Origin of the sequence: Streptomyces sp. NPDC007863 (assembly GCF_040633895.1) — a bacterium.
Taxonomy (GTDB): Bacteria; Actinomycetota; Actinomycetes; order Streptomycetales; family Streptomycetaceae; genus Streptomyces.
Genome location: NZ_JBEYEI010000018.1, coordinates 143273 through 166689, shown reverse-complemented (window position 1 = coordinate 166689; position 23417 = coordinate 143273). Strand labels below are relative to the sequence as shown.

At 74.3% G+C, this 23417-nt stretch carries 24 protein-coding genes; 10 read left to right on the top strand and 14 right to left on the bottom strand.

What is annotated here, in order from left to right; translation table 11 throughout:
• Window positions 1–8 precede the first annotated feature (8 nt).
• From dmpG to ABZ621_RS26960, 5 genes are all read right to left on the bottom strand, one after another.
• Window positions 9–1043, bottom strand: a complete 1035-nt coding sequence (dmpG, locus tag ABZ621_RS26980; RefSeq protein ID WP_360608878.1) for a 4-hydroxy-2-oxovalerate aldolase — start codon at window positions 1041–1043, stop codon at window positions 9–11.
• Between the two features lie 12 nt (window positions 1044–1055).
• Complete coding sequence (locus tag ABZ621_RS26975) at window positions 1056–1967, bottom strand: acetaldehyde dehydrogenase (acetylating) (RefSeq protein WP_360608983.1); 912 nt, start codon at window positions 1965–1967, stop codon at window positions 1056–1058.
• Between the two features lie 7 nt (window positions 1968–1974).
• On the bottom strand, window positions 1975–2757 hold the full coding sequence (locus ABZ621_RS26970; protein WP_360608876.1) for a 2-keto-4-pentenoate hydratase: 783 nt from the start codon (window positions 2755–2757) through the stop codon (window positions 1975–1977).
• A gap of 138 nt (window positions 2758–2895) precedes the next feature.
• The gene (locus ABZ621_RS26965; RefSeq protein ID WP_360608874.1) at window positions 2896–3807 is read right to left on the bottom strand and encodes an SDR family oxidoreductase; all 912 of its coding nucleotides are present in this window, start codon (window positions 3805–3807) and stop codon (window positions 2896–2898) included.
• 14 nt (window positions 3808–3821) lie between these two features.
• Window positions 3822–4601, bottom strand: a complete 780-nt coding sequence (locus ABZ621_RS26960; RefSeq protein WP_360608872.1) for an SDR family oxidoreductase — start codon at window positions 4599–4601, stop codon at window positions 3822–3824.
• A 78-nt stretch (window positions 4602–4679) separates the two neighbouring features.
• Here ABZ621_RS26960 and ABZ621_RS26955 point away from each other — a divergent pair, with 78 nt between their 5' ends.
• The 5 genes from ABZ621_RS26955 (at window position 4680) to ABZ621_RS26935 (ending at window position 8816) form a co-directional block, all read left to right on the top strand.
• The gene (locus tag ABZ621_RS26955; protein ID WP_360608870.1) at window positions 4680–5438 is read left to right on the top strand and encodes an enoyl-CoA hydratase family protein; all 759 of its coding nucleotides are present in this window, start codon (window positions 4680–4682) and stop codon (window positions 5436–5438) included.
• A gap of 14 nt (window positions 5439–5452) precedes the next feature.
• Window positions 5453–6301, top strand: a complete 849-nt coding sequence (locus ABZ621_RS26950) for a CoA-transferase (protein ID WP_360608981.1) — start codon at window positions 5453–5455, stop codon at window positions 6299–6301.
• Window positions 6298–7101 carry a CoA-transferase gene (locus ABZ621_RS26945; RefSeq protein WP_360608868.1) on the top strand — a complete coding sequence of 268 codons (804 nt, stop codon included), beginning with the start codon at window positions 6298–6300 and terminating at the stop codon, window positions 7099–7101. Before ABZ621_RS26950 ends, ABZ621_RS26945 begins: the two co-directional genes overlap by 4 nt.
• Complete coding sequence (locus ABZ621_RS26940; RefSeq protein WP_360608865.1) at window positions 7098–8162, top strand: nitronate monooxygenase; 1065 nt, start codon at window positions 7098–7100, stop codon at window positions 8160–8162. Before ABZ621_RS26945 ends, ABZ621_RS26940 begins: the two co-directional genes overlap by 4 nt.
• A gap of 129 nt (window positions 8163–8291) precedes the next feature.
• On the top strand, window positions 8292–8816 hold the full coding sequence (locus ABZ621_RS26935) for a VOC family protein (RefSeq protein WP_360608863.1): 525 nt from the start codon (window positions 8292–8294) through the stop codon (window positions 8814–8816).
• On the opposite strand, the gene ABZ621_RS26930 is transcribed toward ABZ621_RS26935, so the two are convergent.
• Genes ABZ621_RS26930 through ABZ621_RS26915 form a run of 4 tightly spaced genes read right to left on the bottom strand, consistent with a single transcriptional unit; the run spans window position 8800 to window position 12529 of the window.
• Entirely contained in the window at window positions 8800–9957 is a 1158-nt protein-coding gene (locus ABZ621_RS26930) for an acetyl-CoA C-acetyltransferase (protein ID WP_360608861.1), read from the bottom strand. The genes ABZ621_RS26935 and ABZ621_RS26930 overlap by 17 nt on opposite strands.
• A gap of 9 nt (window positions 9958–9966) precedes the next feature.
• Complete coding sequence (locus ABZ621_RS26925) at window positions 9967–10581, bottom strand: TetR/AcrR family transcriptional regulator (protein ID WP_360608859.1); 615 nt, start codon at window positions 10579–10581, stop codon at window positions 9967–9969.
• A complete protein-coding gene (locus tag ABZ621_RS26920; protein ID WP_360608857.1) occupies window positions 10578–11366 on the bottom strand; it encodes an SDR family oxidoreductase in 789 nt (262 codons plus the stop codon). Before ABZ621_RS26920 ends, ABZ621_RS26925 begins: the two co-directional genes overlap by 4 nt.
• Complete coding sequence (locus ABZ621_RS26915; RefSeq protein WP_360608855.1) at window positions 11363–12529, bottom strand: acyl-CoA dehydrogenase family protein; 1167 nt, start codon at window positions 12527–12529, stop codon at window positions 11363–11365. The genes ABZ621_RS26920 and ABZ621_RS26915 overlap by 4 nt, the downstream gene beginning before the upstream one ends.
• A 45-nt stretch (window positions 12530–12574) precedes the next feature.
• On the opposite strand from ABZ621_RS26915, the gene ABZ621_RS26910 reads away from it, so the two are divergent.
• The 5 genes from ABZ621_RS26910 to ABZ621_RS26890 are packed head-to-tail and all read left to right on the top strand — an operon-like array spanning window position 12575 to window position 18099.
• Window positions 12575–13432, top strand: coding sequence for an enoyl-CoA hydratase (locus ABZ621_RS26910; RefSeq protein WP_360608853.1), 858 nt, complete (start codon window positions 12575–12577; stop codon window positions 13430–13432).
• Window positions 13432–14601 (top strand): acyl-CoA dehydrogenase family protein, encoded by a 1170-nt coding sequence (locus ABZ621_RS26905; protein WP_360608851.1) that lies wholly within the window; start codon window positions 13432–13434, stop codon window positions 14599–14601. The genes ABZ621_RS26910 and ABZ621_RS26905 overlap by 1 nt, the downstream gene beginning before the upstream one ends.
• Window positions 14601–15623, top strand: a complete 1023-nt coding sequence (locus tag ABZ621_RS26900) for an acyl-CoA dehydrogenase family protein (protein ID WP_360608849.1) — start codon at window positions 14601–14603, stop codon at window positions 15621–15623. The genes ABZ621_RS26905 and ABZ621_RS26900 overlap by 1 nt, the downstream gene beginning before the upstream one ends.
• 41 nt (window positions 15624–15664) lie before the next feature.
• Window positions 15665–17008, top strand: a complete 1344-nt coding sequence (locus tag ABZ621_RS26895; protein ID WP_360608847.1) for an MFS transporter — start codon at window positions 15665–15667, stop codon at window positions 17006–17008.
• Window positions 17005–18099 carry an acyl-CoA dehydrogenase family protein gene (locus ABZ621_RS26890; protein WP_360608845.1) on the top strand — a complete coding sequence of 365 codons (1095 nt, stop codon included), beginning with the start codon at window positions 17005–17007 and terminating at the stop codon, window positions 18097–18099. The genes ABZ621_RS26895 and ABZ621_RS26890 overlap by 4 nt, the downstream gene beginning before the upstream one ends.
• Here ABZ621_RS26890 and ABZ621_RS26885 read toward each other — a convergent pair.
• The 5 genes from ABZ621_RS26885 to ABZ621_RS26865 all read right to left on the bottom strand — a co-directional run bounded on the left by ABZ621_RS26885 (window position 18089) and on the right by ABZ621_RS26865 (window position 23242).
• Window positions 18089–18745 (bottom strand): hypothetical protein, encoded by a 657-nt coding sequence (locus tag ABZ621_RS26885; RefSeq protein ID WP_360608843.1) that lies wholly within the window; start codon window positions 18743–18745, stop codon window positions 18089–18091. The genes ABZ621_RS26890 and ABZ621_RS26885 overlap by 11 nt on opposite strands.
• 84 nt (window positions 18746–18829) lie before the next feature.
• Complete coding sequence (gene gap / locus ABZ621_RS26880; RefSeq protein WP_360608841.1) at window positions 18830–19825, bottom strand: type I glyceraldehyde-3-phosphate dehydrogenase; 996 nt, start codon at window positions 19823–19825, stop codon at window positions 18830–18832.
• Window positions 19826–19952: 127 nt separating this feature from the next.
• A complete protein-coding gene (locus tag ABZ621_RS26875; RefSeq protein WP_360608839.1) occupies window positions 19953–20909 on the bottom strand; it encodes a helix-turn-helix domain-containing protein in 957 nt (318 codons plus the stop codon).
• 66 nt (window positions 20910–20975) lie between these two features.
• Window positions 20976–22016 carry an NAD(P)-dependent alcohol dehydrogenase gene (locus ABZ621_RS26870; RefSeq protein ID WP_360608979.1) on the bottom strand — a complete coding sequence of 347 codons (1041 nt, stop codon included), beginning with the start codon at window positions 22014–22016 and terminating at the stop codon, window positions 20976–20978.
• 125 nt (window positions 22017–22141) lie between these two features.
• Window positions 22142–23242: a C45 family peptidase gene (locus tag ABZ621_RS26865; RefSeq protein ID WP_360608837.1), complete on the bottom strand. Its 1101-nt coding sequence runs from the start codon at window positions 23240–23242 to the stop codon at window positions 22142–22144.
• Between the last annotated feature and the right edge of the window lie 175 nt (window positions 23243–23417).

Sequence of the window (23417 nt, the reverse complement as noted above, 5' to 3'; positions counted from 1 at the left end):
TGGTGGGTTCAGTTCCGGGCGGCGGCGAGTTCGAGGGCGATGTCGATGAGCTGGTCCTCCTGGCCGCCGACCAGGCGCCGTTCGCCGGCCTTCAGGAGGATCTCGGCGCCCGGGACGCCGTACCGCTCGGCCTGCCGGTAGGCGTGCTTGAGGAAGCTGGAGTAGACGCCCGCGTGACCCATGAGGAGGGCGAGCCGGTCGAGGCGGCACTCCTCGTCCATGACGGGGCGGACGACGTCCTCGGCCGCGTCGATGATCTTCAGGACGTCGATGCCGGTGCGGATGCCCATCTTGGCGCAGACGGCGACGAAGGCCTCGACGGCGGTGTTGCCGGCGCCGGCGCCGAGCCGGCGGGTGGAGCCGTCGATCTGGAGGGCGCCGGCCTTGACGGCGGCGACGGAGTTGCCGGTGCCGAGGGCGAGGTTCTCGTGGCCGTGGAAGCCGACCTGGGCGTCGCCGCCCAGCTCGGCGACGAGGGCCTGGACGCGGTCGGTGACGTCGTCCATGACCATGGCGCCGGCGGAGTCGACGACGTACACGCACTGGCAGCCGGCGTCGGCCATGATCCGCGCCTGCCGGGCGAGGTTCTCCGGGCTCGTGGAGTGGGCCATCATCAGGAAGCCGACGGTCTCCAGGCCGAGCTCGCGGGCGAGTCCGAAGTGCTGGACCGCGATGTCGGCCTCGGTGCAGTGGGTGGCGATCCGGCAGATGCCCGCGCCGCTGTCGCGGGCGGCACGGATGTCGTCCTTGACGCCGAGCCCGGGCAGCATGAGGAAGGCGATGGTGGCCCGCCGGGCGGTCTCCACGGCGGCCCTGATGAGCTCCTGCTCGGGGGTCTTCGAGAAGCCGTAGGTGAACGAGGAGCCGCCGAGCCCGTCGCCGTGCGTCACCTCGATGACGGGGACGCCGGCGTCGTCGAGGGCGGCGACGACGGACCGCACGTCGGCGACGGTGAACTGGTGGCGCTTGGCGTGCGAGCCGTCGCGCAGCGAGGAGTCGGTGATCCGGATGTCGAGCGCGTCCGAGTACGGGGTGTGGGACATGGCAGGGGCTCCTTAGGCGCCGGGGGCGAGGAGCGCCCGGGCGAACTCCTCGCCGACCTTCGTGGCGGCGGCGGTCATGATGTCGAGGTTTCCGGCGTACGGCGGCAGGTAGTCGCCCGCGCCCTCGACCTCCAGGAAGATCGCGACGCGCGCCATGCCGCCGTTCTCGGGGCTCGGGTCGTCGAACTGAGGCTCGCCGCGCAGCCGGTAGCCGGGGACGTACGAGGCGACCTGCTCGGCGACCTCCTTCACGGAGAGCGCGATGGCGGCGCGGTCGGCGTCCTCGGGGATCGCGCAGAACACCGTGTCGCGCATGATCACGGGCGGGTCGGCGGGGTTGAGGATGATGATCGCCTTGCCGCGCGCGGCGCCGCCGATGGTCTCGATGCCGCGGGCGGTGGTGCGGGTGAACTCGTCGATGTTGGCGCGGGTTCCGGGTCCTGCCGAGACGGAGGCGACCGAGGCGACGATCTCGGCGTACGCGACCGGGACGACGCGGGAGACCGCGTACACCATGGGGATGGTGGCCTGGCCGCCGCAGGTGATCATGTTGACGTTGGGCCGGTCGAGGTGGGCGCGGAGGTTGGCGGGCGGGACGACGGCCGGGCCGACGGCGGCCGGCGTCAGGTCGATCGCCCGGATGCCGAGCTCGGCGTAGCGGGGGGCGTTGGCGCGGTGCACGTAGGCGCTGGTGGCCTCGAAGACGAGGTCGGGCCTCTCGTCCTGGCCGAGCAGCGCGTCGACGCCCTCGTGGGTGGTCTCCAGCCCCAGTCCGCGGGCCCGGGCGAGACCGTCGCTGTCGGGGTCGACCCCGACCATCCAGCGGGGCTCGACGAGCTCGGAGCGGAGCAGCTTGTACAGGAGGTCGGTGCCGATGTTGCCGGAGCCGACGATGGCGGCGGTCGCCTTGGTCTTGCGGGTCATCATCACCTCAGGTGAAGGAGAGGGAGACCGGGCCCAGCCCGGTGAAGTCGGCGGTGAAGGTCGCGCCCGGGACGACGTCGACGGCGCGCGTGCACGAACCGGGCAGCACCACGTGCCCCTTCTTCAGGGGCACGCCGAAGCGGGCGACGGTCCGGGCGAGCCAGGCCACCGAACGGGCCGGGTCGCCGAGCACGGCGTCCCCGCGGCCCTCGGCGAGCCGCTCGCCGTCACGGTCGAGCCGTGCCTCGACCGCCTTCAGGTCGAGCCCGCGCGGGGACCGGCCCTCGCCGATGACGAATCCGGCGGAGGAGGCGTTGTCGGCGATGGTGTCGGCGATCGTGATCCGCCAGTCGCGGATGCGGCTGTCGATGAGCTCCAGGGCGGGCACGACCCGCTCGGTCGCGGCGAGCACGTCGGCGGGGGTGCAGTCCTCCCCCGGCAGGTCGTCCCCGAGGACGAACCCGATCTCGACCTCGACGCGCGGCCGGCAGTACCGGTGCGTGGGCACGGCCTCGCCGGGGCCGAACTCCATGTCCTGGAGCAGATGCCCGTAGTCGGGCTCGTCCACCCCCATCATCCGCTGCATGACGGGCGAGGAGAGCCCGACCTTGTGACCGCGCACCTCGGCGCCGGCGGCGAGCCGGTGCCGGATGTTCACGAGCTGGATCTCGTACGCGTCCTCGGCGTCGATCCCGGGATACGCCTCGCTCAGCGGGGCGATCGGCACGACGCCGTGTTCGGCGGAGCGCAGCAGCTCGGCCGCCTCGTGTCGCTGACGGTCCGTGAGCATGACGGTTCCTCCTGGGACGCTCGGGGCTGTGTCCGACGAAGCTAGGCCCGCGCCCCGCACCCCCGTGAGCCCCCGCTCCCACTGACCGGGAAACCCGTCGCCGGGTCGGCCCGGGCCCGGGCCGACGCGGCGGGCGTGTCAGTTCGCGCCGTACACCGGGTGCGGTGGTTCGGCGGCGGCGAGGAGCTTGAGGGCGGTCTCGCCCGCTTCCGCCGGGCTCCAGCGGGCACGCTTGTCGGCCGTGGGCCCCGGCCGCCAGCCCTCCATGACCGTGATGCGGCCGCCCTCCGTCTCGAAGACCCGCCCCGTCACCCCCGCCGCCGCGTCGGAGCCGAGCCAGACGACGAGCGGCGAGACGTTCCCGGGCGCCATGGCGTCGAACCCGGCGCCCTCGGGCGCGGCCATCGCCTCGGCGAAGGCCCCTTCGGTCATCCGGGTCCGCGCCGCGGGGGCGATCGCGTTGACCTGGACCCCGTACCGTCCCATCTCCGCCGCCGCGACGAGCGTGAGGCCGACGATCCCGGCCTTGGCGGCGGCGTAGTTGCCCTGGCCCACGCTGCCGAGCAGCCCCGCTCCCGAGCTGGTGTTGATCACCCGGGCCCGGGGGGTGCGCCCGGCCTTGGACTCGGCGCGCCAGTACGCCGCCGCGTGCCGCAGCGGGAGGAAGTGGCCCTTGAGGTGGACGCGCATGACGGCGTCCCAGTCGTCCTCGCCGAGGTTGACGAGCATCCGGTCGCGGAGGAACCCCGCGTTGTTGACGAGCGTGTCGAGGCGGCCGAAGCCGTCGACGGCGGCGGCGATCAGCGAGGCCGCGCCCTCGGTCGTGGCGATGTCGCCGCCGTGGGTGACGGCCTCGCCGCCCGCCGCCGTGATCTCGTCGACGACCTCCTGGGCGGGGCCCGCGCCCCCGCCCGTGCCGTCGAGTCCGACGCCGAGGTCGTTGACGACGACCCTGGCTCCTTCCGCCGCGAAGGCGAGCGCGTGGGCGCGCCCGAGTCCGCGGCCCGCTCCGGTGACGGCGACGACGCGTCCCGCGCAGAGTCCGGTCATGGGGGTCCTGCCTTTCAGGGGTGGTTGACGGTGGCGGCGTCGAGGAACGCGGGGCGTTCCCCTCCGCCGTGGACGTGGAGGGCCGCGCCGCTGACGTACGCGGCCCGTTCGGAGGCGAGGAAGACGCAGGCGTCGCCGATGTCGGCGGGCGCGGCGAGCCGCCCGAGCGGCACGGTGCGGCCGACGGCGGCGATGCCGTCCTCGTCGCCGTAGTGGAGGTGGGACAGTTCGGTGCGGACCATGCCGAGGACGAGGGTGTTGACCCGGACGAACGGGGCCCACTCCACGGCCATGGAGCGGGCGAGGTTCTCCAGCGCGGCCTTGGCTGCGCCGTACGCGGCGGTGCCCGGCGACGGGCGGGTGCCGCTGACGCTGCCGACCATGACGACGGAGCCGCCGGCCGGCTGCCGGCTCATCACCCGGTACGCGGCGAGCGAGGCGTTCAGCGGGGCGACGAGGTTGAGTTCGACGACCCTGGCGTGCTGGGCCGGGTCTCCGTCGGCGAGGGTGCGGTAGGGCGTGCCGCCCGCGTTGTTGACGAGGGTGTCGAGGCGGCCGTGGTCGTCGCGCACCCGCTCGAAGAAGGCCGTGACGGCGTCCGGGTCGCGCAGGTCGACGGGGAGGAAGCGGGCGGTGCGGCCCGCCGCCGTGACGGGTGTGCCGGGAGCCCGCCGGGCGCAGGTCACGACCTCCGCCCCGGCTTCGAGCAGGGCTCGGGTGATCCCGGCGCCGACGCCCCGGGTGCCGCCCGTGACGACGGCGACGGAGCCGGACAGATCGATGGTCACTGCCAAGGGACACCTCCCGCAGCGGGCGAACCGCTGCTATCTTCCACCTAACAAACGTTTGGTGGAAAGGTAGCTGATCTGCTCATGGGTGTCTCCACCTCCGCACCGGACGACGGCGTCACCGTCGTCACCGTCGACTTCCCCCCGGTCAACGCCCTCCCCGTCCAGGGCTGGTACGACCTCGCCGCCGCCGTCCGGTCCGCGGGCGCCGACCCGAAGACGCGCTGCGTGGTGCTCACCGCCGGCGGCCGGGGCTTCAACGCCGGCGTCGACATCAAGGAGCTCCAGCGCGCGGCCGGCCCCGAGGCGATCCTCGGCGCCAACCACGGCTGCGCCGAGGCCTTCTCCGCCGTCTACGACTGCGCCGTCCCGGTCGTCGCGGCCGTGCACGGCTTCTGCCTCGGCGGCGGCATCGGCCTGGTCGGCAACGCCGACGCGATCGTCGCCTCCGAGGACGCCGTCTTCGGCCTGCCCGAGCTCGACCGGGGCGCCCTCGGCGCCGCCACCCACCTCGCCCGGCTCGTCCCCCAGCACCTCATGCGGACGCTGTACTACACCTCCCGCACGGTCACCGCCGAGGAGCTGCACCGGCACGGCTCGGTCTGGCGGGTCGTCCCGCGCGCGCGGCTGCACACGGCCGCCCTGGAGCTGGCCCGGGAGATCGCCGCGAAGGACGGCCGGCTCCTGCGCCTCGCGAAGGCGGCGATCAACGGCATCGACCCGGTGGACGTGCGGCGCTCCTACCGCTTCGAGCAGGGCTTCACCTTCGAGGCCAACCTCAGCGGGGTCGCCGACGAGGTCCGCGACACCTTCGGCACGGACAAGCAGGAGGAGCAGGCGTGAGCAGGGACAAGACGATGACCGCCGACGAGGTCGTGGGGCGGCTGAGCAGCGGGATGACGATCGGCATCGGCGGCTGGGGCTCCCGGCGCAAGCCGATGGCGCTGGTACGGGCGCTGCTGCGCTCGGACCTCACGGACCTGACCGTGGTCTCGTACGGCGGACCGGACGTCGGGCTGCTCGCCGCGGCGGGGAGGATCCGCAAGCTCGTCGCCGCCTTCGCCACCCTGGACTCCGTCCCGCTGGAGCCGCACTTCGTCGCGGCCCGGCAGCGCGGCGCCTTCGAACTGGTCGAGCTGGACGAGGCGATGATGATGTGGGGGCTCACGGCCGCCGTGCACCGGCTGCCGTTCATGCCCATCCGCGCCGGGCTCGCCTCGGACGTGATGACGGTCAACCCCCAGCTGCGGACGGTCACTTCGCCCTACGGCGACCGCGAAGAGCTGGTGGCCGTGCCCGCGCTGCGCCTCGACGCCGCGCTCGTCCACCTCAACCGCGCCGACGTCCACGGCAACGGCCAGTACCTGGGCCCCGACCCGTACTTCGACGACCTGTTCTGCGAGGCCGCCGACACGGCGTACGTCTCCTGCGAGCGGATCGTGGAGAGTTCCGAGCTGCTCAAGGACGCGGGGCCGCAGACGCTCCTGCTGAAGCGGGCCTTCGTCGACGGGGTCGTCGAGACGCCCGGCGGCGCGCACTTCACCTCCTGCGTCCCCGACCACGACCGGGACGAGGCCTTCCAGCGCCACTACGTCGAGGCGGCCCGCGACCCGGAGAAGTGGCCGGAGTTCACCGCGCGGTTCCTGTCCGGCGACGAGGACGCGTACCAGGCCGCCGTGGCGGCGTTCCACGAGGAGGAAGCATGAGCGGCACCGACACCGGCACCGGCATCGGCACGACCGGGGCCACGACGGCGGCGGCCACCCGGGCCGAGTACTGCGTGGTCGCCTGCGCGGAGGCCTGGCGGAACGCCGGCGAGGTGCTCGCCAGCCCGATGGGGACGGTGCCGACGATCGGCGCCCGGCTCGCCCGGCTCACCTTCGCCCCCGACCTGCTGCTCACCGACGGCGAGGCGCTGCTGATGGGCGACGTCCCGGCGCTCGGCGCGGCGCCCGGGGTGGTGGAGGGCTGGCTGCCGTACCGGCAGCACCTGGCCCTCGTCGCCACCGGCCGGCGGCACGTGATGATGGGCGCCAGCCAGCTCGACCGCCACGGCAACCAGAACATCAGCTGCGTCGGCGCCTGGGAGCGGCCGGCCCGCCAGCTCCTCGGTGTACGCGGCGCCCCCGTCAACACCCTGAACAACCCGACGAGTTACTGGGTGCCCCGGCACTCGCCCCGGGTCTTCGTCGAGCGGGTCGACATGGTGTGCGGCGTCGGCTACGACCGGGCCGCGGCGGCCGGCCCCTCCGCCACCCGCCACCACCGGATCCCGGACGTCGTCACCGACCTCGGCGTCTTCGACTTCGAGACCCCGGACCGCACGATGCGGCTGCGTTCGCTGCACCCGGGCGTCACGGTCGAACAGGTGCGGGAGGCGACCGGCTTCGCGCTCGTCGTCCCCGGGGAGGTGCCGTACACCCGGGAGCCCACGGCGGAGGAACTGCGGCTGATCCGCGAGGAGATCGACCCCCGGGGGCTGCGGGACCGCGAGGTCAGGGCATGAGCGACGCCACGATCGCCACCCCCCTGACCGCCCTCGTCGGGGTGCGGCACCCGATCGTGCAGACGGGCATGGGGTGGGTCGCGGGGCCCCGCCTCGTCTCGGCCGCCGCGAACGCGGGCGCGCTGGGCGTCCTGGCCTCGGCGACCATGGGCGTCGAGCAGCTCAGGTCCGCCGTGCGCGAGGTCAAGTCCCGTACGGACGCGCCGTTCGGCGTGAACCTGCGGGCGGACGCGGGCGACGCGGCCGAGCGGGTCCGGATCATCATCGACGAGGGGGTGCGGGTCGCCTCCTTCGCGCTCGCGCCCTCCCGCGAGCTGATCGCCCGGCTGAAGGACGCCGGGGTCGTCGTGATCCCCTCGATCGGCGCCCGCAGGCACGCGGAGAAGGTCGCCGCGTGGGGCGCCGACGCGGTCGTGGTGCAGGGCGGGGAGGGCGGCGGCCACACCGGCAGCGTCGCCACCACCGTCCTCCTCCCCCAGGTGGTGGACGCGGTCGACATCCCGGTGATCGCCGCCGGCGGCTTCCACGACGGCCGGGGTCTCGTCGCCGCGCTCTCCTACGGGGCGGCCGGGATCGCCATGGGCACCCGCTTCCTCCTCACCTCCGACTCGACCGTGCCCGACGCGGTCAAGGCCCGCTATCTGGCGGCGGCGGTCGGGGACGTCACCGTCACCACCAAGGTCGACGGGCTGCCGCACCGGATGCTCCGCAGCGAACTGGTCGACGCCCTGGAGCGCTCGGGGCGGGCCGCCTCGCTGCTGCGGGCCGTGCGGCACGCGGCGGCGTTCCGCCGCGAGTCCGGCATGAGCTGGTCCCAGATGATCAGGGACGGGATCGCCATGAAGCACGGCAAGGAACTGACCTGGAGCCAGATCCTGCTCGCCGCCAACACCCCGATGATGCTGAAGGCGTCGATGGTGGACGGCCGCACCGACGCCGGGGTGATGGCCTCGGGCCAGGTCGCCGGCCTCATCGACGACCTGCCGTCGTGCGCGGAGCTCGTCGACCGCGTGATGGCCGAGGCGGCGGCCGCGCTCCGCGCCCTGCCCCGCGCCGGCTGAGCGGCCCGCGCGCACGACGTCCGCCGGGGTGACGGCCACCCCGGCGGACGTATCGTGCTGCCGCCCCCCGCGCCGAACCGACGCCTCCACGACCCACCGAACGACCCACCGAACGAACGGACCACCCGCATGCCCATCCAGCGGCTGAACCACGCCGTCCTCTTCGTCTCCGACCTGGACCGCAGCCTCGCCTTCTACCGCGACGTCCTCGGCTTCCGGCCGCTGCCCGGCGCCTTCCCCGGCGCCGTGTTCCTCCAGGCGGCGGGCTCCGCCAACGACCACGACCTCGGCCTCTTCCAGTCCCCCGCACCCGGCTCCGGCGCGGGCCGAGGCCGGGTCGGCCTCTACCACCTGGCCTGGGAGGTCGACACGCTCGCCGAACTCAAGGCGATGCGCACCCGCCTCACCGGGGCCGGGGCGCTGACCGGGGCGAGCGACCACGCCACGACGAAGGCCCTGTACGCCCGCGACCCCGACGGCATCGAGTTCGAGGTGTGCTGGCTGGTCCCCGACCACGCCGTGGCCGCCGAGCTCGCCGCGATGACCTCGCCCACCCGCCCGCTGGACCTCGACGCCGAGATCGCGGCGTACGGCGCGCAGACCCCGGGAGGCCCCCGCGCCACTCCCCCGCAGTCCCCTACAGCCGCTCGATGATCGTCACGTTGGCCTGGCCTCCGCCCTCGCACATGGTCTGGAGGCCGTAGCGGCCTCCGGTGCGCTCCAGTTCGTGGAGGAGGGTGACGGCGAGCTTGGTGCCGGTGGCGCCGAGGGGGTGGCCGAGGGCGATGGCGCCGCCGTTGACGTTGACCTTCCCGGGGTCGGCGCCGGTCTCCTTGAGCCAGGCGAGGACGACGGGGGCGAAGGCCTCGTTGATCTCGACGAGGTCGATGTCGTCGAGGGTCATGCCGGCCTTCTTCAGGGCGTACGCGGTCGCCGGGATCGGCGCGGAGAGCATCCGGATCGGGTCCTCGCCGCGCACCGAGAGGTGGTGGATCCGGGCGCGCGGGGTGAGCCCGTGCTCGCGGACGGCGCGCTCGCTGGCGAGGAGCATCGCGGAGGCGCCGTCGGAGACCTGGGAGGAGACGGCGGCGGTGATCCGGCCGCCCTCCACCACCGGCTTCAGGCCGGCCATCTTCTCCAGGGAGGTGTCGCGGCGCGGCCCCTCGTCGGTGGTCACCTCGCCGTAGGGGACGATCTCGCGGGTGAAGCGGCCCTCGTCGATCGCGCGGATCGCGCGCTGGTGGGAGCGGAGCGCGAACTCCTCCATGTCGCGCCGGGTGATGCCCCACTTCTCGGCGATGAGTTCGGCGCCGTGGAACTGGTTGACGGGCTGGTCGCCGTAGCGGGCCCGCCAGCCGGCCGAGCCGGCGTAGGGGCCCTCGGTGAGGCCGAGGGGCTCGGCGGCCTGGCGGCTGGCGAAGGCGATGGGGATCATCGACATGTTCTGCGTGCCGCCGGCGACGACGAGGTCCTGGGTGCCGGACATGACGCCCTGCGCGGCGAAGTGCAGGGCCTGCTGGGAGGAGCCGCACTGCCGGTCCACGGTCACGCCCGGCACCTCCTCGGGGAGCCCGGCGGCGAGCCAGCAGGTGCGGGCGATGTCGCCGGCCTGGGGGCCGACGGTGTCGAGGCAGCCGAGGACGACGTCCTCCACGGCCGCCGGGTCGACGCCCGAGCGTTCCATCAGGGCCTTCAGGGCGTGCGCGCCGAGGTCGGCGGGGTGGACGGCGGAGAGTCCGCCGTTCCGCCTGCCGACCGGGGTGCGGACCGCTTCGACGATGTAGGCCTCGGCCATGGTGACTCCTCATGCGTACGGTTCGGGTGTCCGGTGTCGGTCGCGGAGGGCGATCCCCTCCAGCACCATCGAGAGGTACTGGCGGGCGATCTCCTCCGGGCTGTGCTGTCCGCCCGGCCGGTACCAGGACGCGGCGACCCAGACGGTGTCGCGCACGAAGCGGTAGGTGAGCCGGACGTCGAGGTCGGTGCGGAAGGCCCCGGAGGCCACGCCGGCCTCCAGGGTCCTGAGCCAGGCCCGTTCGAACCGCCGCTGGGCGTCGGCGAGATAGCCGAAGCGCGGCTGGTCCGTGAGGTGCCGGGACTCCTTCTGGTAGATGGCGACGGCGGCGCGGTGCCGGTCGATCTCCCGGAACGACGCGGTGACGAGGGCCTCCAGGGTCTCCCGGGGACCGAGCCGGGCCGCGAGCACGGCGTCGTACCGGGTCCACAGCTCGTCGAGGAAGCCGGAGAGGATCTCGTCGAGCATCGACTCCTTGGAGTCGAAGTGGTAGTAGAGGCTGCCGGCGAGCAGGCCTACGGAGTCCGCGATGCGGCGGACGGTGGTGGCGTCGTACCCCTGCGCGGCGAAGACCTCGGCCGCCGCGTCCAGGAGCTGGCGGCGCCGCTCGGGCGCCGGTCTCACGGGTGCTGGCTGCTGACCGAGAGGACCTCGCCGGTGAGGTAGGAGGCGTAGCCGCTGGCGAGGAAGACGATCACGTTCGCGACCTCCCAGGGTTCGGCGTACCGGCCGAAGGCCTCCCGGGAGGTGAGCTCCTCCAGGAGTTCGGGGGTGGTGACCTTGGCGAGGTGGGGGTGCATGGCGAGCGACGGGGAGACGGCGTTGACGCGGACGCCGTACGCGGCGGCTTCGAGCGCGGCGCAGCGGGTCAGGGCCATGACTCCGGCCTTGGCGGCGGCGTAGTGGGACTGGCCCTTCTGGGCGCGCCAGCCGATCACGGAGGCGTTGTTGACGACGACGCCTCCCGCGCCCGCGGCCTTCATGCGGCGCAGGGCGGCCCGGGTGCAGCGGAAGGTGCCGCCCAGGGTGACGTCGAGGACCTTGTCCCACTGTTCGTCGGTCATGTCGACGAGGTCGGCGGTGCCGCCGAGTCCGGCGTTGTTGACGACGATGTCGAGGCGGCCGTGGGTCTCCTCGGCGCGGTCGAAGAGGGCGGCGACCTGCGTCTCGTCGGTGACGTCACAGGGGAGGGCGGCCACCCGGTCGGCGCCGAACTCGGCGGCGAGCTCGGTCTCGGACTCCTTGAGGCGGCGGGCGTGGGCGTCGGAAAGGAGGACGCGGGCGCCTTCCTCCAGGAGGCGGCGGGCGGTGGCGCCGCCGATGCCGGCGCCCGCGGCGGCGGTGACGACGGCGGTGCGGCCGGCGAGCAGCCCGTGGCCGGGGACGTAGGGGGGCGGGGTGCCGGTCACGGGCGGGCCTCCTTGGGCAGGCCGAGGACGCGCTCGGCGATGATGTTGCGCTGGATCTCGTTGGATCCGGCGTAGAGGGTGTCGGCGCGGGAGAAGAGGTAGAGCCGCTGCCAGTCGGTGAGGTCGTACGGTTCCCCGGCGGCGAGCATGCCGTCGGCGCCGCTGACGTCCATGGCGAGTTCGCCGAGTTCGCGGTGCCAGGTGGCCCAGAAGATCTTGTTGATCGAGGCCTCGGGTCCGGGGGCTCCGGCGGCGACGCCGCCGAGCATCCTCAGGGCGTTGAAGCGGATGGTCTCCAGGCCGGTCCAGGCGCGGGCGATGCGGTCGCGGACGATCGGGTCGTCGGCGGCGCCGTTGCGCCGGGCCAGGTCGATGACGGCTTCGAGTTCGCGGCGGAAGCCGACCTGCTGGCCGAGGGTGGAGACGCCGCGTTCGAAGCCGAGGGTGGCCATGGCGACCTTCCAGCCGTCCCCGGGCGCGCCGACGATGTGGGCGGCGTCGGTCCTGGCCGCGTCGAAGAACACCTCGTTGAACTCGGAGGTGCCGGTGAGCTGGACGATGGGCCGGATCTCGACGCCGGGGGCGTCCAGCGGGACGAGCAGGTAGGAGAGGCCGTGGTGGCGGGTGGAGCCGGGTTCGGTGCGGGCGACGACGAAGCACCAGTCGGCCTCGTGGGCGCCTGAGGTCCACACCTTCTGTCCGGTGACCACCCAGGTGTCGCCGTCGCGTTCGGCGCGGGTGCGGACGCCCGCGAGGTCGGAGCCGGCGTCGGGCTCGGAGTAGCCCTGGCACCACAGTTCGTCGACGGCGACGATCCGGGGCAGGAAGCGGGCGCGCTGCCCGGGGGTGCCGAAGGCGATGAGGGTGGGTCCGAGGAGCTGTTCGCCGATGTGGCCGACGCGGGCGGGGGCGTCGGCGAGGGCGTACTCCTCGTGGAAGGCGACCTGTTCCTCCAGGCTCGCGCCCCGGCCGCCGTACTCCTTCGGCCAGCCGACACAGGTCCATCCGTGGGCGGCCATGTGCCGTTCCCAGGCGAGGCGTTCGGTGTGCGCCTCGTGTTCGCGTCCGGGGCCGCCGCGGCCTCGCAGGGACGCGAACTCGCCGGTGAGGTGGGCCCGCAGCCAGCCGCGGGCCTCCCTGCGGAACTCCTCGACGTTGCTCATGGCCGTACGTTAACCTACCAAACACTTGTTAGGGGAGGAGGGCGGATGTCCACTGCCCGCACCACGTCCACCGGGCCCGTCCGCTACGAACGGCGCGGCCCCGTCGCCGTCGTCACCATGGACCGGCCCGAGTACCGCAACGCCCAGAACTCCGCGATGACCTACGCCCTGGACCGCGCCTTCTACCGCGCGGCCGAGGACGGCGAGGTCAAGGTCGTCGTCCTCGCCGGTGCCGGCGAGCACTTCTCCGCCGGCCACGACATCGGCACCCCCGAACGCGACGCCCACCTGCCGTTCGAGCGGAAGGCCGGCCTCTGGTGGGACCACTCCGACAAGGAGGGCGCCGAGAGCCGCTTCGCCCGCGAGTCCGAGGTCTACCTGGGCATGTGCCGCCGCTGGCGCGAACTGCCCAAGCCGGTCGTCGCGTCCGTGCAGGGCGCCTGCGTCGCCGGCGGCCTGATGCTCGCCTGGATCTGCGACCTCATCGTCGCCTCCGAGGACGCCTTCTTCGCCGACCCGGTGGTCCGCATGGGCATCCCCGGCGTCGAGTACTTCGCGCACCCCTGGGTGATGCCGCCCCGGATCGCCAAGGAGTTCCTCTACACCGGCGACCGGATGAGCGCCCGCCGCGCCCACGAGGTCGGCATGGTCAACCGCGTCGTCCCCCGCGCCGAACTCATGGACAGGACCCTGGAGTTGGCCGACCGAATCGCCGAGATGCCCCGGATGGGCCTGGCGCTCACCAAGCGCGCCGTCAACCAGGCCGAGGACCTCCAGGGCCTGCACACCGGCATGGACTCGGTCTTCGGACTGCACCACCTCGCGCACGCGCACAACGCCGAGACCGCCCGCGACGCGCTCGGCGGCATGGACATCCGCACGATGAAGGCGGCGGGAGCCTGATGGACCTCGACTTCTCACCGGCCGACGAGGCCTTCCGGGCCGAGGCCCGCGCCTGGCTCGCCGCCCACGTGCCCGCCGCCCCGCTGCCCTCCCTGGAGACCGCCGAGGGCTTCGCCGCCCACCGCGCCTGGGAGGCCGAACTGGCCGCCGGCCGCTGGTCGGCGGTCTCCTGGCCCGAGGAGTACGGCGGCCGGGGCTCCTCCGTGCTGCGCTGGCTCGTCTTCGAGGAGGAGTACTACGCCGCCGGCGCCCCCGGCCGGGTCGGCCAGAACGGCGTCAACCTCCTCGCCCCCACCCTCTTCGAGCACGGCACCGACGAGCAGCGCGCCCGGATCCTGCCGCGGATGGCCTCCGGCGAGGTCGTCTGGGCGCAGGCCTGGTCCGAGCCCGAGTCCGGCTCCGACCTGGCGAGCCTGCGCTCCACGGCCGTGCGCACCGACGGCGGCTGGCTGCTCGGCGGCCAGAAGACCTGGTCCTCGCGGGCCGCCTTCGCCGACCGCGCCTTCGGCCTCTTCCGCAGCGACCCGGACGCGGACCGGCCGCACCGGGGGCTCACGTACCTGATGTTCCCGCTCGACGCCGAGGGCGTGACCGTACGTCCCGTGGGCCGGCTCGACGGCAAGCCGGCCTTCGCCGAACTCTTCCTCGACCAGGTCTTCGTCCCCGACGAGGACGTGATCGGCGCCCCCGGCGACGGCTGGCGGGTCGCCATGAGCACCGCCGGGAACGAGCGCGGCCTCACCCTGCGCAGCCCCGGCCGGTTCACCGCCGCCGCCGAGCGGCTCGCCGCGCTCTGGCGGGAGACCGCCGACCCCTCCGACACGGCCGTCCGCGACCGGGTCGCCGACGCCCTCATCGGCGCCTCCGCCTACCGCCTCTTCACCTACGCCAACGCCTCCCGGCTCGCCGCCGGCGGCTCGATCGGCGCCGAGTCCAGCCTCAACAAGGTCTTCTGGTCGGAGCTGGACATCGCCCTCCACGAGACCGCCCTCGACCTCCTCGGGCCGTACGGCGAACTCTCCGACGAGGCCGCGGAGGCACCCGCGCACGGCGGCTGGGCCGAGGGCCACACCTTCTCGCTCGCCGGGCCGATCTACGCCGGGACCAACGAGATCCAGCGCGACATCATCGCCGAGCGGCTGCTCGGCCTGCCGAAGGGACGCCGGTGATGCGGTTCCTGCTCGACGACGAACAGCGGGACTTCGCCCGCACCCTGGACACGATGCTGGCGGCGTCCGACACCCCCCGGGCGGCGCGCGCCTGGGCCGCCGGCGACCACGCCCCCGGGCTCGCGCTCTGGTCCCGGCTCGCCGAGGCGGGCGTGTTCGCGCTCGCGGTGCCGGAGGCGCACGAGGGACTGGGGCCGCTGCCGGTGGAACTCGCCGTCGCCTTCACCGAGCTGGGTCGGCACGCCGTCCCCGGCCCGCTGGTCGAGACGGTCGCCGCGGCAGCCCTCCTCGGCCGGCTCGCCGAGAGCGAGGGCCGTGTGGACGGTGACGGCGGTGCCGGCCGGGAAGCCGCCGCCTGGCTGCCCCGGATCGCCGCCGGCAAGGCGACCGTCTCGCTGAACGTCCCCGAGCTCACCGGCCCCTACGCGCTGGACGCCGACACGGCCGACGCCGTGCTCGTCGTCGCGGACGACACCGTCCGCCTCGCCGCCGCCGGCGGCCCCGTCCAGCCCTCGGCCGATCCGGTACGCCGGCTGGCCCGGCCCGCCGCCGCGGGCACCGTCCTGGCCCGCGGCCCCCGGGTGGCCGCCGCCCGCGCGTACGCCGTCGAGGTCGCCGCCCTGGCGACGGCCGCCCAGTCCCTGGGGCTCGGCCGGGCGCTGCTCGACCGGACGGTCGCGTACGTGCGGCAGCGCACCCAGTTCGGCGTCCCGATCGGCTCGTTCCAGGCGGTGAAGCACCGGCTGGCCGACACGCTGATCGCCCTGGAGTTCGCCCAGCCGCTGCTGTACGCCGCCGCCCTCGCCCTCGCGGGACGCGGCACGGCGCCGCACGAGATCGCCGCGGCCAAGGTCACCGCGGGCGAGGCCGCCCACGCCGCGGCCCGCACCGCCCTCCAGCTCCACGGCGCCGTCGGCTACACCGAGGAACTCGACCTCTCCCTGTGGATCCGCAAGGCCCGCCCGCTCCGCGACGCCTGGGGCACCCCCGCCGCCTGCCGCGCCCGCGTCCTCGCCCCCTGAACCCCCGGCACCTCCCCCTCCCCACCGCACCCCGGAGCCCCATGACCCCCGCACCGTCCCCCGACCCTGCGCTGCTGCGCCGGGTGGCGCTGTCGAGCCTCCTCGGCACCGTCATCGAGTACTACGACTTCCTGCTGTACGGCACGATGGCGGCGCTCGCCTTCGGACCGCTGTTCTTCCCCGGCGGGGATCCGGTCACCGGCACCGTCGCCGCCTTCGGGACGCTGGCCGCCGGCTATGTGGCCCGGCCGCTCGGCGGCGCCGTCTTCGGCCACTTCGGCGACCGCCTCGGCCGCAGGTCGATGCTCGTCCTGACCATGGCGCTGATGGGCGTCGCGAGCTTCCTCATCGGCGTGCTGCCCACGTACGAGACGATCGGCGTCGCCGCGCCGGTCCTCCTGGTCCTCTTCCGCGTCGTCCAGGGCCTGGCCATCGGCGGCGAGTGGGCGGGCGCGACCCTCATGGTCGTGGAGCACGCCGACCCCCGCCGTCGCGGGCTGTGGAGCGGTCTGATGCAGATGGGCTCGCCGCTCGGCTTCCTGCTCTCCACCGTCGCCGTCGCGCTGGTGTCGCTGCTCCCCCGCGCCGCCTTCCTGGAGTGGGGCTGGCGGCTGCCGTTCCTGTTCAGCGCGGTGCTCCTCGCCGTCGGCCTGTACGTCCGGCTCTCCGTGACCGAGAGCCCGCTGTTCCGGCGGGCGGTCGAGGAGTCGCCCGCCGGGCAGCCGGCCGGGGTGCCGCTGGTGCGAGTCCTGCGCAGGCCCCGCACCCTGCTGCTGGCCTGCGGCGTCGGCATCGGCCCCTTCGCGCTGACCGCGCTGATCAGCACGTACATGCTCACGTACGCCACCGGGATCGGGTACACGACCTCGCAGGTGATGACCGGGCTCGTCTTCACCTCGCTCGCCGGGCTCGTCTCCATCCCGCTGTTCTCCGCGCTCTCCGACCGCGTCGGCCGCCGCGCCGTCGTGCTCGGCGGCGCCGCGGGCGTCGTCGCGCTGGCCTTCCCGGTCTACGCCCTCGTCGACACGGAGGTGCCGGCGCTGCTCGTCCTCGGCATGGTCCTCGGGCAGATCGCGCAGTCCGCGATGTACGCCCCGCTCGGGCCGCTGCTCCCGGAGCTGTTCGGCACCCGCGTCCGCTACACCGGCGCCTCGCTGGGCTACCAGCTGGCCGCGCTCGTCGGCGGCGGCTTCACCCCGCTCCTCGCCGGCGCGCTCCTCGCGGACCGCCCCGCGAGCGCCCCCCTCGCGGTCCTCGCCGTCGTCTGCGGCCTGGTGACCGCGCTCTCGATCCGGCGCACCGCCGAGACCCGCGGCCGGGACCTCTCCGAGGAGGACCCGCAGACCCCCGCCGCAACCCCCGTCGAGAAGGGAGCAGAGGCATGAGGTTCACCGAGGAGCAGGAGGAACTGCGCACGGCCGTGCGGCAGTTGCTCCGCCGTCACCCGGGCGAGGAGGCCTGGTCGCCGCTGGCCGAGCAGATCGGGGTGGCGGGGCTCGCCGTCCCGGAGGAGTACGGCGGCGCCGGCTGCGGGGCCGTGGAGGCGCACGTGGTGATGGAGGAGCTGGGCCGGGAGCTGAGCCCCGTCCCGTACCTCGGATCGGCCGTCCTCGCGACGCAGGCGCTCCTCGCCTCGGAGTCCGGCCCCGAGCGCGCCGCGCTGCTGCCCGGCCTGGTGGCGGGCGCGACGACGGCGGCCCTCGCCTGGGCGGAGGCCGGCTCCTGGGACCCGGAGGCGATACGCGCCGAGGCCGTCCCCGGGCCCGGCGGCGGATGGCTGCTCACCGGCGTGAAGGAGCACGTCCTCGACGGGGCCCGCGCCGACACGCTGCTGGTGGCGGCGCGCACGCCCGCCGGGGTGTCGCTCTTCGCGGTGCCCGGCGAGGGGCCGGGGGTCGGCCGCGAGGCGACCGTCCCGATGGACGCCACCCGGGCGCAGGCGCGGGTGGTGCTCCGCGGCGCCGAGGGCGGGCTCGTCGGCGCGGACGGCGACGGCGGCCGGGTGCTGCGGCGCGTCCTCGACCTCGGGTGCGCGGCGCTCGCCGCCGAGCAGGTCGGCGCGGCCGCGCGGTGCCTGGAGCTCACGGTGGCGTATGCCGGGGAGCGGGTGCAGTTCGGGCGCCCGATCGGCTCCTTCCAGGCGGTGAAGCACCGGCTCGCGGACGCCTACGTCCGCGTCGAGTCGGCCCGCTCCGCCGCGCTCGGCGCCGCCTTCGCGGCGGCGGGCGGCGCGCGGGGACCGGAGCTGACCCGGCTCGCCGCCACCGCCAAGTCGGTCTGCTCGGAGGCCTTCTCCGAGGTGGCGGGCGAGATGATCCAGCTGCACGGCGGGATCGGCATCACCTGGGAGCACGACGCCCACCGCTACTTCAAGCGGGCGCACGGCTCGTCGCGGCTCTTCGGCCCGCCGCACTGGCACCGCGCCCGGCTCGCCGCCACGCTCGGACTGCCCGGGCCCGTGCCCGTCAGCCGTTGATGGAGAAGAAGATGGTGTCGTGGGTGTACCAGTCGTATCCCCGCGCCTTGGTCGACTCCCATTCCTCGTGCTCGAACTCCAGCTTCTCGGTGAGGAGATCGAGGTCGTACAGGAAGTCGGGGTCGATCTTGTCGCGGACCGCCCGGTAGGCGTCCACGGCCGGCTTGGCCTTCTCCAGCGGCAGCATCCCGATGTCGGGGCCGTCGATCGCGTAGGGGATGGGGAAGGGGATCTCGTCCGGCGGGCCGGAGAAGAGGTAGCCGTGCGGCAGCAGGTCGGCGGGGACGCCGTGCTGCCGCAACTGCTCGTCGAGGAGGCCGAAGAAGGTGCTCGGCCTGGAGTACACGCCGAGGTCGGAGGGGTCGGATCCGCAGTAGTCGATGACGTGCTGCAGGGCCCGGGCGTAGGCCTTGCCCGCGTACGTCCCCGGCGCGTCGGCGCGGCCCTCGATGAGGTGCTCCAGGGCCTCGGGAACGGTCAGGTCCCAGTCGAGGTCCTGGTGGTCCAGGTCGCGCTGGCTGGCCTCGGCCCGCTCGCGCATCATCGGGAGCACGCGCCGCTGTTCGTCGGTGAGGCGCTGCGCCGCTCCGAGGTAGGCGACGGCCTCGGCGCGGTCGCCGGTGGTGTACGAAATGATTCGGCTCATGATCGACATGGTGCCATCCGGCACTGACAGCGCCCCCTCGGCCGGAGCCGAGGGGGCGCTGTCGGGTGGCGTGGTGACGCGGGGTCAGCCGGCGAGCAGCTGCAGGGTGTCGATGACGCGGTTGGAGAAGCCCCACTCGTTGTCGTACCAGGCGACGACCTTGACGTGGCGGCCGTCGACCCGGGTGAGGGCGGCGTCGAAGATGGAGGAGTGCGGGTTGCCGGTGATGTCGGAGGAGACCAGCTCGTCCTCCGAGTACTCCAGGACACCGGCGAGCTTGCCCTCGGCGGCCTTGCGGTAGGCGTCGAGGATCTCCTCGCGGGTGACCTCGCGGGCGACGGTGGTGTTCAGCTCGACGATGGAGCCGACCGGCACGGGCACGCGGATCGAGTCGCCGGCGAGCTTGCCGTCCAGCTGCGGGAGGACCAGGCCGATGGCCTTGGCGGCACCGGTGCTGGTGGGCACGATGTTGACGGCGGCGTTGCGGGCGCGGCGGGCGTCGCGGTGCGGGCCGTCCTGGAGGTTCTGCTCCTGGGTGTAGGCGTGCACGGTCGTCATGAAGCCGTGCTCGATGCCGGCCAGCTCGTCGAGGACGGCGGCCAGCGGCGCGAGCGCGTTGGTGGTGCAGGAGGCGTTGGAGACGATCGTGTGCAGCTCGGCGTCGTACTTGTCGCTGTTCACGCCGTAGGCGAGGGTGACGTCGGCGCCGTCGGACGGGGCGCTGACGAGGACCTTCTTGGCGCCGGCGTCGAGGTGCAGGCGGGCGTCCTTGGCGCTGGTGAAGCGGCCGGTGGCCTCCAGGACGATGTCGACGCCCAGCTCCGCCCAGGGGAGGTTGGCGGGCTCGCGCTCGGCGAGGACCTTGATGCGGTGGCCGTCCACCACGAGGGTGTCGCCGTCGACGGAGACCGGGCGGCCGAGGCGGCCGGAGGTGGAGTCGAAGGCGAGGAGACGGGCGAGCGCCTTCGGCTCGGTGAGGTCGTTGACGGCGACGACCTCCAGCGCGGTGTCGCGCTCCAGCAGGGCGCGGAGCACGTTGCGGCCGATGCGACCGAAACCGTTGATGGCGATGCGAGTCATGATGCGGTGTCCCTTCCGTTTCTTCGTCACCCAGCCTCGCCTGCCATGGCGCCGCGTGGCAGGGGCGAGATCGCCATGGTCCGCAAGGATCGCGCCAAGATCCTGGCGATACGGCCAGGTGAGGGGCTCAGTCACCCTGTGTGAAGGTGCGCCGGTAGTCGCTCGGGGTGGTGCCGAGGATCCGCTGGAAGTGCATCCGCAGGTTGGCGCCGGTGCCGAGGCCGGTCTCGGCGGCGATCTGCTCGACGCCGAGTTCGGAGCGTTCGAGCAGTTCGCGGGCGCGGTCGACGCGGGCGCGCAGCAGCCACTGCATGGGGGTGTAGCCGGTCTCCTCGACGAAGCGGCGGGAGAAGGTGCGGGGCGAGACGGCGGCGTGCCGGGCGAGGACGTCGAGGGTGAGGGGCTCGTCGAGGTGGTGGAGGACCCATTCGCGGGTGGCGGCGAAGCGTTCGCCGTGGGGTTCGGGGACGCTGCGGGGCACGTACTGGGCCTGGCCGCCGCTGCGGTAGGGGGCGGCGACGAGCCGGCGGGCGGCGTGGTTGGCGGCGCCGACGCCGAGGTCCCCGCGGAGGATGTGGAGGCAGAGGTCGATGCCGGAGGCGGCGCCCGCGGAGGTGAGGACGCTGCCCTCGTCGACGAAGAGGACGTTCTCGTCGACCTGGACCAGGGGCCACTTCTCGGCCAGGGCGCGCGCGTAGTGCCAGTGCGTGGTGGCGCGCCGGCCGTCGAGGAGGCCGGTGGCGGCGAGCGCGAAGGCCCCGGTGGAGATGGCGGCGAGCCGGGCCCCGCGCGCGTGGGCGGCGATCAGCGCCTCGACGACGGCCCGCGGCGGGTCCTCGCGGTCGGGGAAGCGGTAGCCGGGGACGAAGACGATGTCGGCCCAGCCGAGGGCGTCGAGCCCGTGGTCGACGTTGTACGACAGCCCGTCGCCGCCCGCGACGAGACCGGGGGTGGCGCCGCAGACGCGCACCTCGTAGGGCATGCTCGCGCGGGTCGTGAACACCTGGGCGGGGATCCCGACGTCGAGGGGTTTGGCACCTTCGAGGACGAGGACGGCGACGCGGTACAGACGGGTGGGTGGCACGCCACGAGCCTACGTGGCACCCCGGGCCGTCCCGGCGGCGTCCGGGCACGCGCGCGTGGGGCGGGGTCAGCCGTTCGGCAGGATCACCGCGCGGCCGTCGACCCGGCCGGCGTGCAGGCGCTCGTACGCCTCGGGGGCCTCGTCCAGGCCGTAGGTCTCGACGTGGACGTCGACGGCGCCCGCGCGGGCCAGGTCGAGGACCTCGATGAGCTCGGCGCGGGTGCCCCAGTAGGGGGAGGAGACGGAGACCTCGTACGGGAGGGCGCCGAAGCCGACCGGGAGGGTGCCGCCGCCGAGGCCGACGATGGTGACGTCGCCCTCGACCGCGGCCATGGCCCCGGCGGAGGCGGTGGTGGGCGGGGCGCCGACGAAGTCGAGGACGACCTCGGCGCCGCGCCCGTCGGTGAGCTCGCGGACGGTACCGGCGGCGGAGGAGTCGGAGAGGACGGTCTCGTGGGCGCCGACGGCCCGGGCGAGGGCGAGTTTCTCCTCGGCGACGTCGAGGGCGACGACCCGGGCGGCGGTCAGGGCGCGCAGCAGCTGGACGGCGACGTGCCCGAGGCCGCCGGCGCCGATGACGACGGCGGTGGAGCCGGGCACGAGCTTCGGCAGGGAGCGCTTGATCGCGTGGTAGGGGGTGAGGCCGGCGTCGGTGAGCGGCACCGTCTTCACCGGGTCGAGTTCGCCCAGCGGGACGAGGTGGCGGGGGCTGTCCACGAGCAGGTACTCGGCGATGGCGCCGGGCGCGCCGAGTCCGGGCGGGCGGATGCCGAGCTCGGCGGCGCGCAGGCAGTAGTTCTCCTTGCCCTGGGCGCACATGAAGCAGTTCCCGCAGCCCCAGGGGCCGTAGACGGCGACGGAATCGCCCTCGGCGAAGCCGGAGACGCCGTCGCCGAGGGCGGCGACGGTGCCGACGCCCTCGTGGCCGAGGGTGAGGGGCAGCGCGAAGGGCAGCTGCTCGGCGGGCCAGCTCATGACGGCGATGTCGGAGTGGCAGACGCCGGCGGCGGTGACCTTCAGGAGGACCTGGCCGGGGGCGGGCTCCGGGTCGGGGACGGTGACGACCTCGGGGGCGGCGCCCACGGTGCGGTACTGCAGGGCCTTCATGACGGCTTCCTCTCCGGCGCCGCCGTGGCCCGCGGCGGCGCCGGGGCGGGCGGGCACGCCTCCTCCAGGGTGCGGCCGGAGCGCGGCGGGCGCGCGGCGGCGGTCCGCAGGACGCGGGCGGGAGGTCAGGCGCGCAGCGTGTACCAGGGGCGCTCGGCGTGCTCGGCCGGGGTCCCGTCGAGGATCCGCGCGGTGCGGGCCGCCGGGTCGAGGAGGACGGTGGCGAGGCTGGCCCAGCGGCGGCCGAGCGGGGCCTCCGGGTCGGGCACGCAGCTGACGGGCGGCTCGCCGGGGCCGGTGACCAGGAGCCGCAGCAGGTCGTCGTGGCCGGTGGCGGGCGCGCGGTCGAGGCGGTCGCTGAGGAAGGCGTACCGCTCGCCGGAGTCGGGCTGGTAGAGCCAGGTCTTCTCGCGGCGGGCGGGCCCCGGGGTGAGGAAGTGGTTGGTGCGCAGGAGGGTGCCGTCGGCCGTCGGCGGCACTTCGGAGACGCCGTCGGGGCTGAGGTCGAGCAGGACGGCCCGCCGCCGGTCGAAGAGGAGGAAGGAGCCGGAGGAGGCGAGCGGCGCGGAGCGGATCGGCTCGACGGCGTGGGCGGCGTCGTCGGCCTCTTCCAGGACGAGGGCGGCGAGCACGTGCACCGGGAGGCCGCCGGCACGGTCGTCCCGGTGGCCGAGGATGTTGAAGTGGAGGGCGAGGCCCGCGCTGTTGACGCCGATCTTGGCGAGGATGCCGTGTTCGGTGAGGCCGACGTAGCGGTGGGCGCCGCCGGCGGAGTCGACGGTGTGCCAGGCGTGGCCCAGTTCGACGTGCCAGTCCCAGGTCTGGACGCCGAGGTGGGTGGTGCCGCCGCCGGGTGCGGGGACGCGGCGGACGACGGTGGAGCACTCGCCGGGCGGGACGGCGCGGCTCCGGGCGAGGATCTCGGTGCGGGCGTTGAGCGCGGCGACCCGCCAGGGTTCGGCTCCGGCCCCCTCCGCGATCCCCTCGATCTGCTCGCGCAGGGCGGGCCGGAAGGCGTCGATCGCGTCCAGGGCCCGGCGGGCGTCGTCGCGGACGGTCGTCCCGGGGATCTCCGCGAGGGCGAACAGCCGGTCGTAGACGTCGAGGGCGGTGTGCAGTCCCTCGGCGAGCCGGGCGCCCCGCCGGCGGCCGCGCTCGCGCGGGTCGGCGGCGTCGACGGCGACGTGGAGCCGGTGGTCGGGGCGGGGGACGGCGGTGAGGGACATGGGCGGGCTTCCTGCGCGACGACGGGACGACGGGACGACGGGACGGCGGGACGACGGGACGGTTTTATTGGCCGTCCGACCAATAACCCCTTCCGCTCATCCAACAACCTGCCCGCACCACCGTCAAGCCCACCCCTCCCCCGCTCCCGGACCCCCCGTCAGAAGCCCGCCGGAG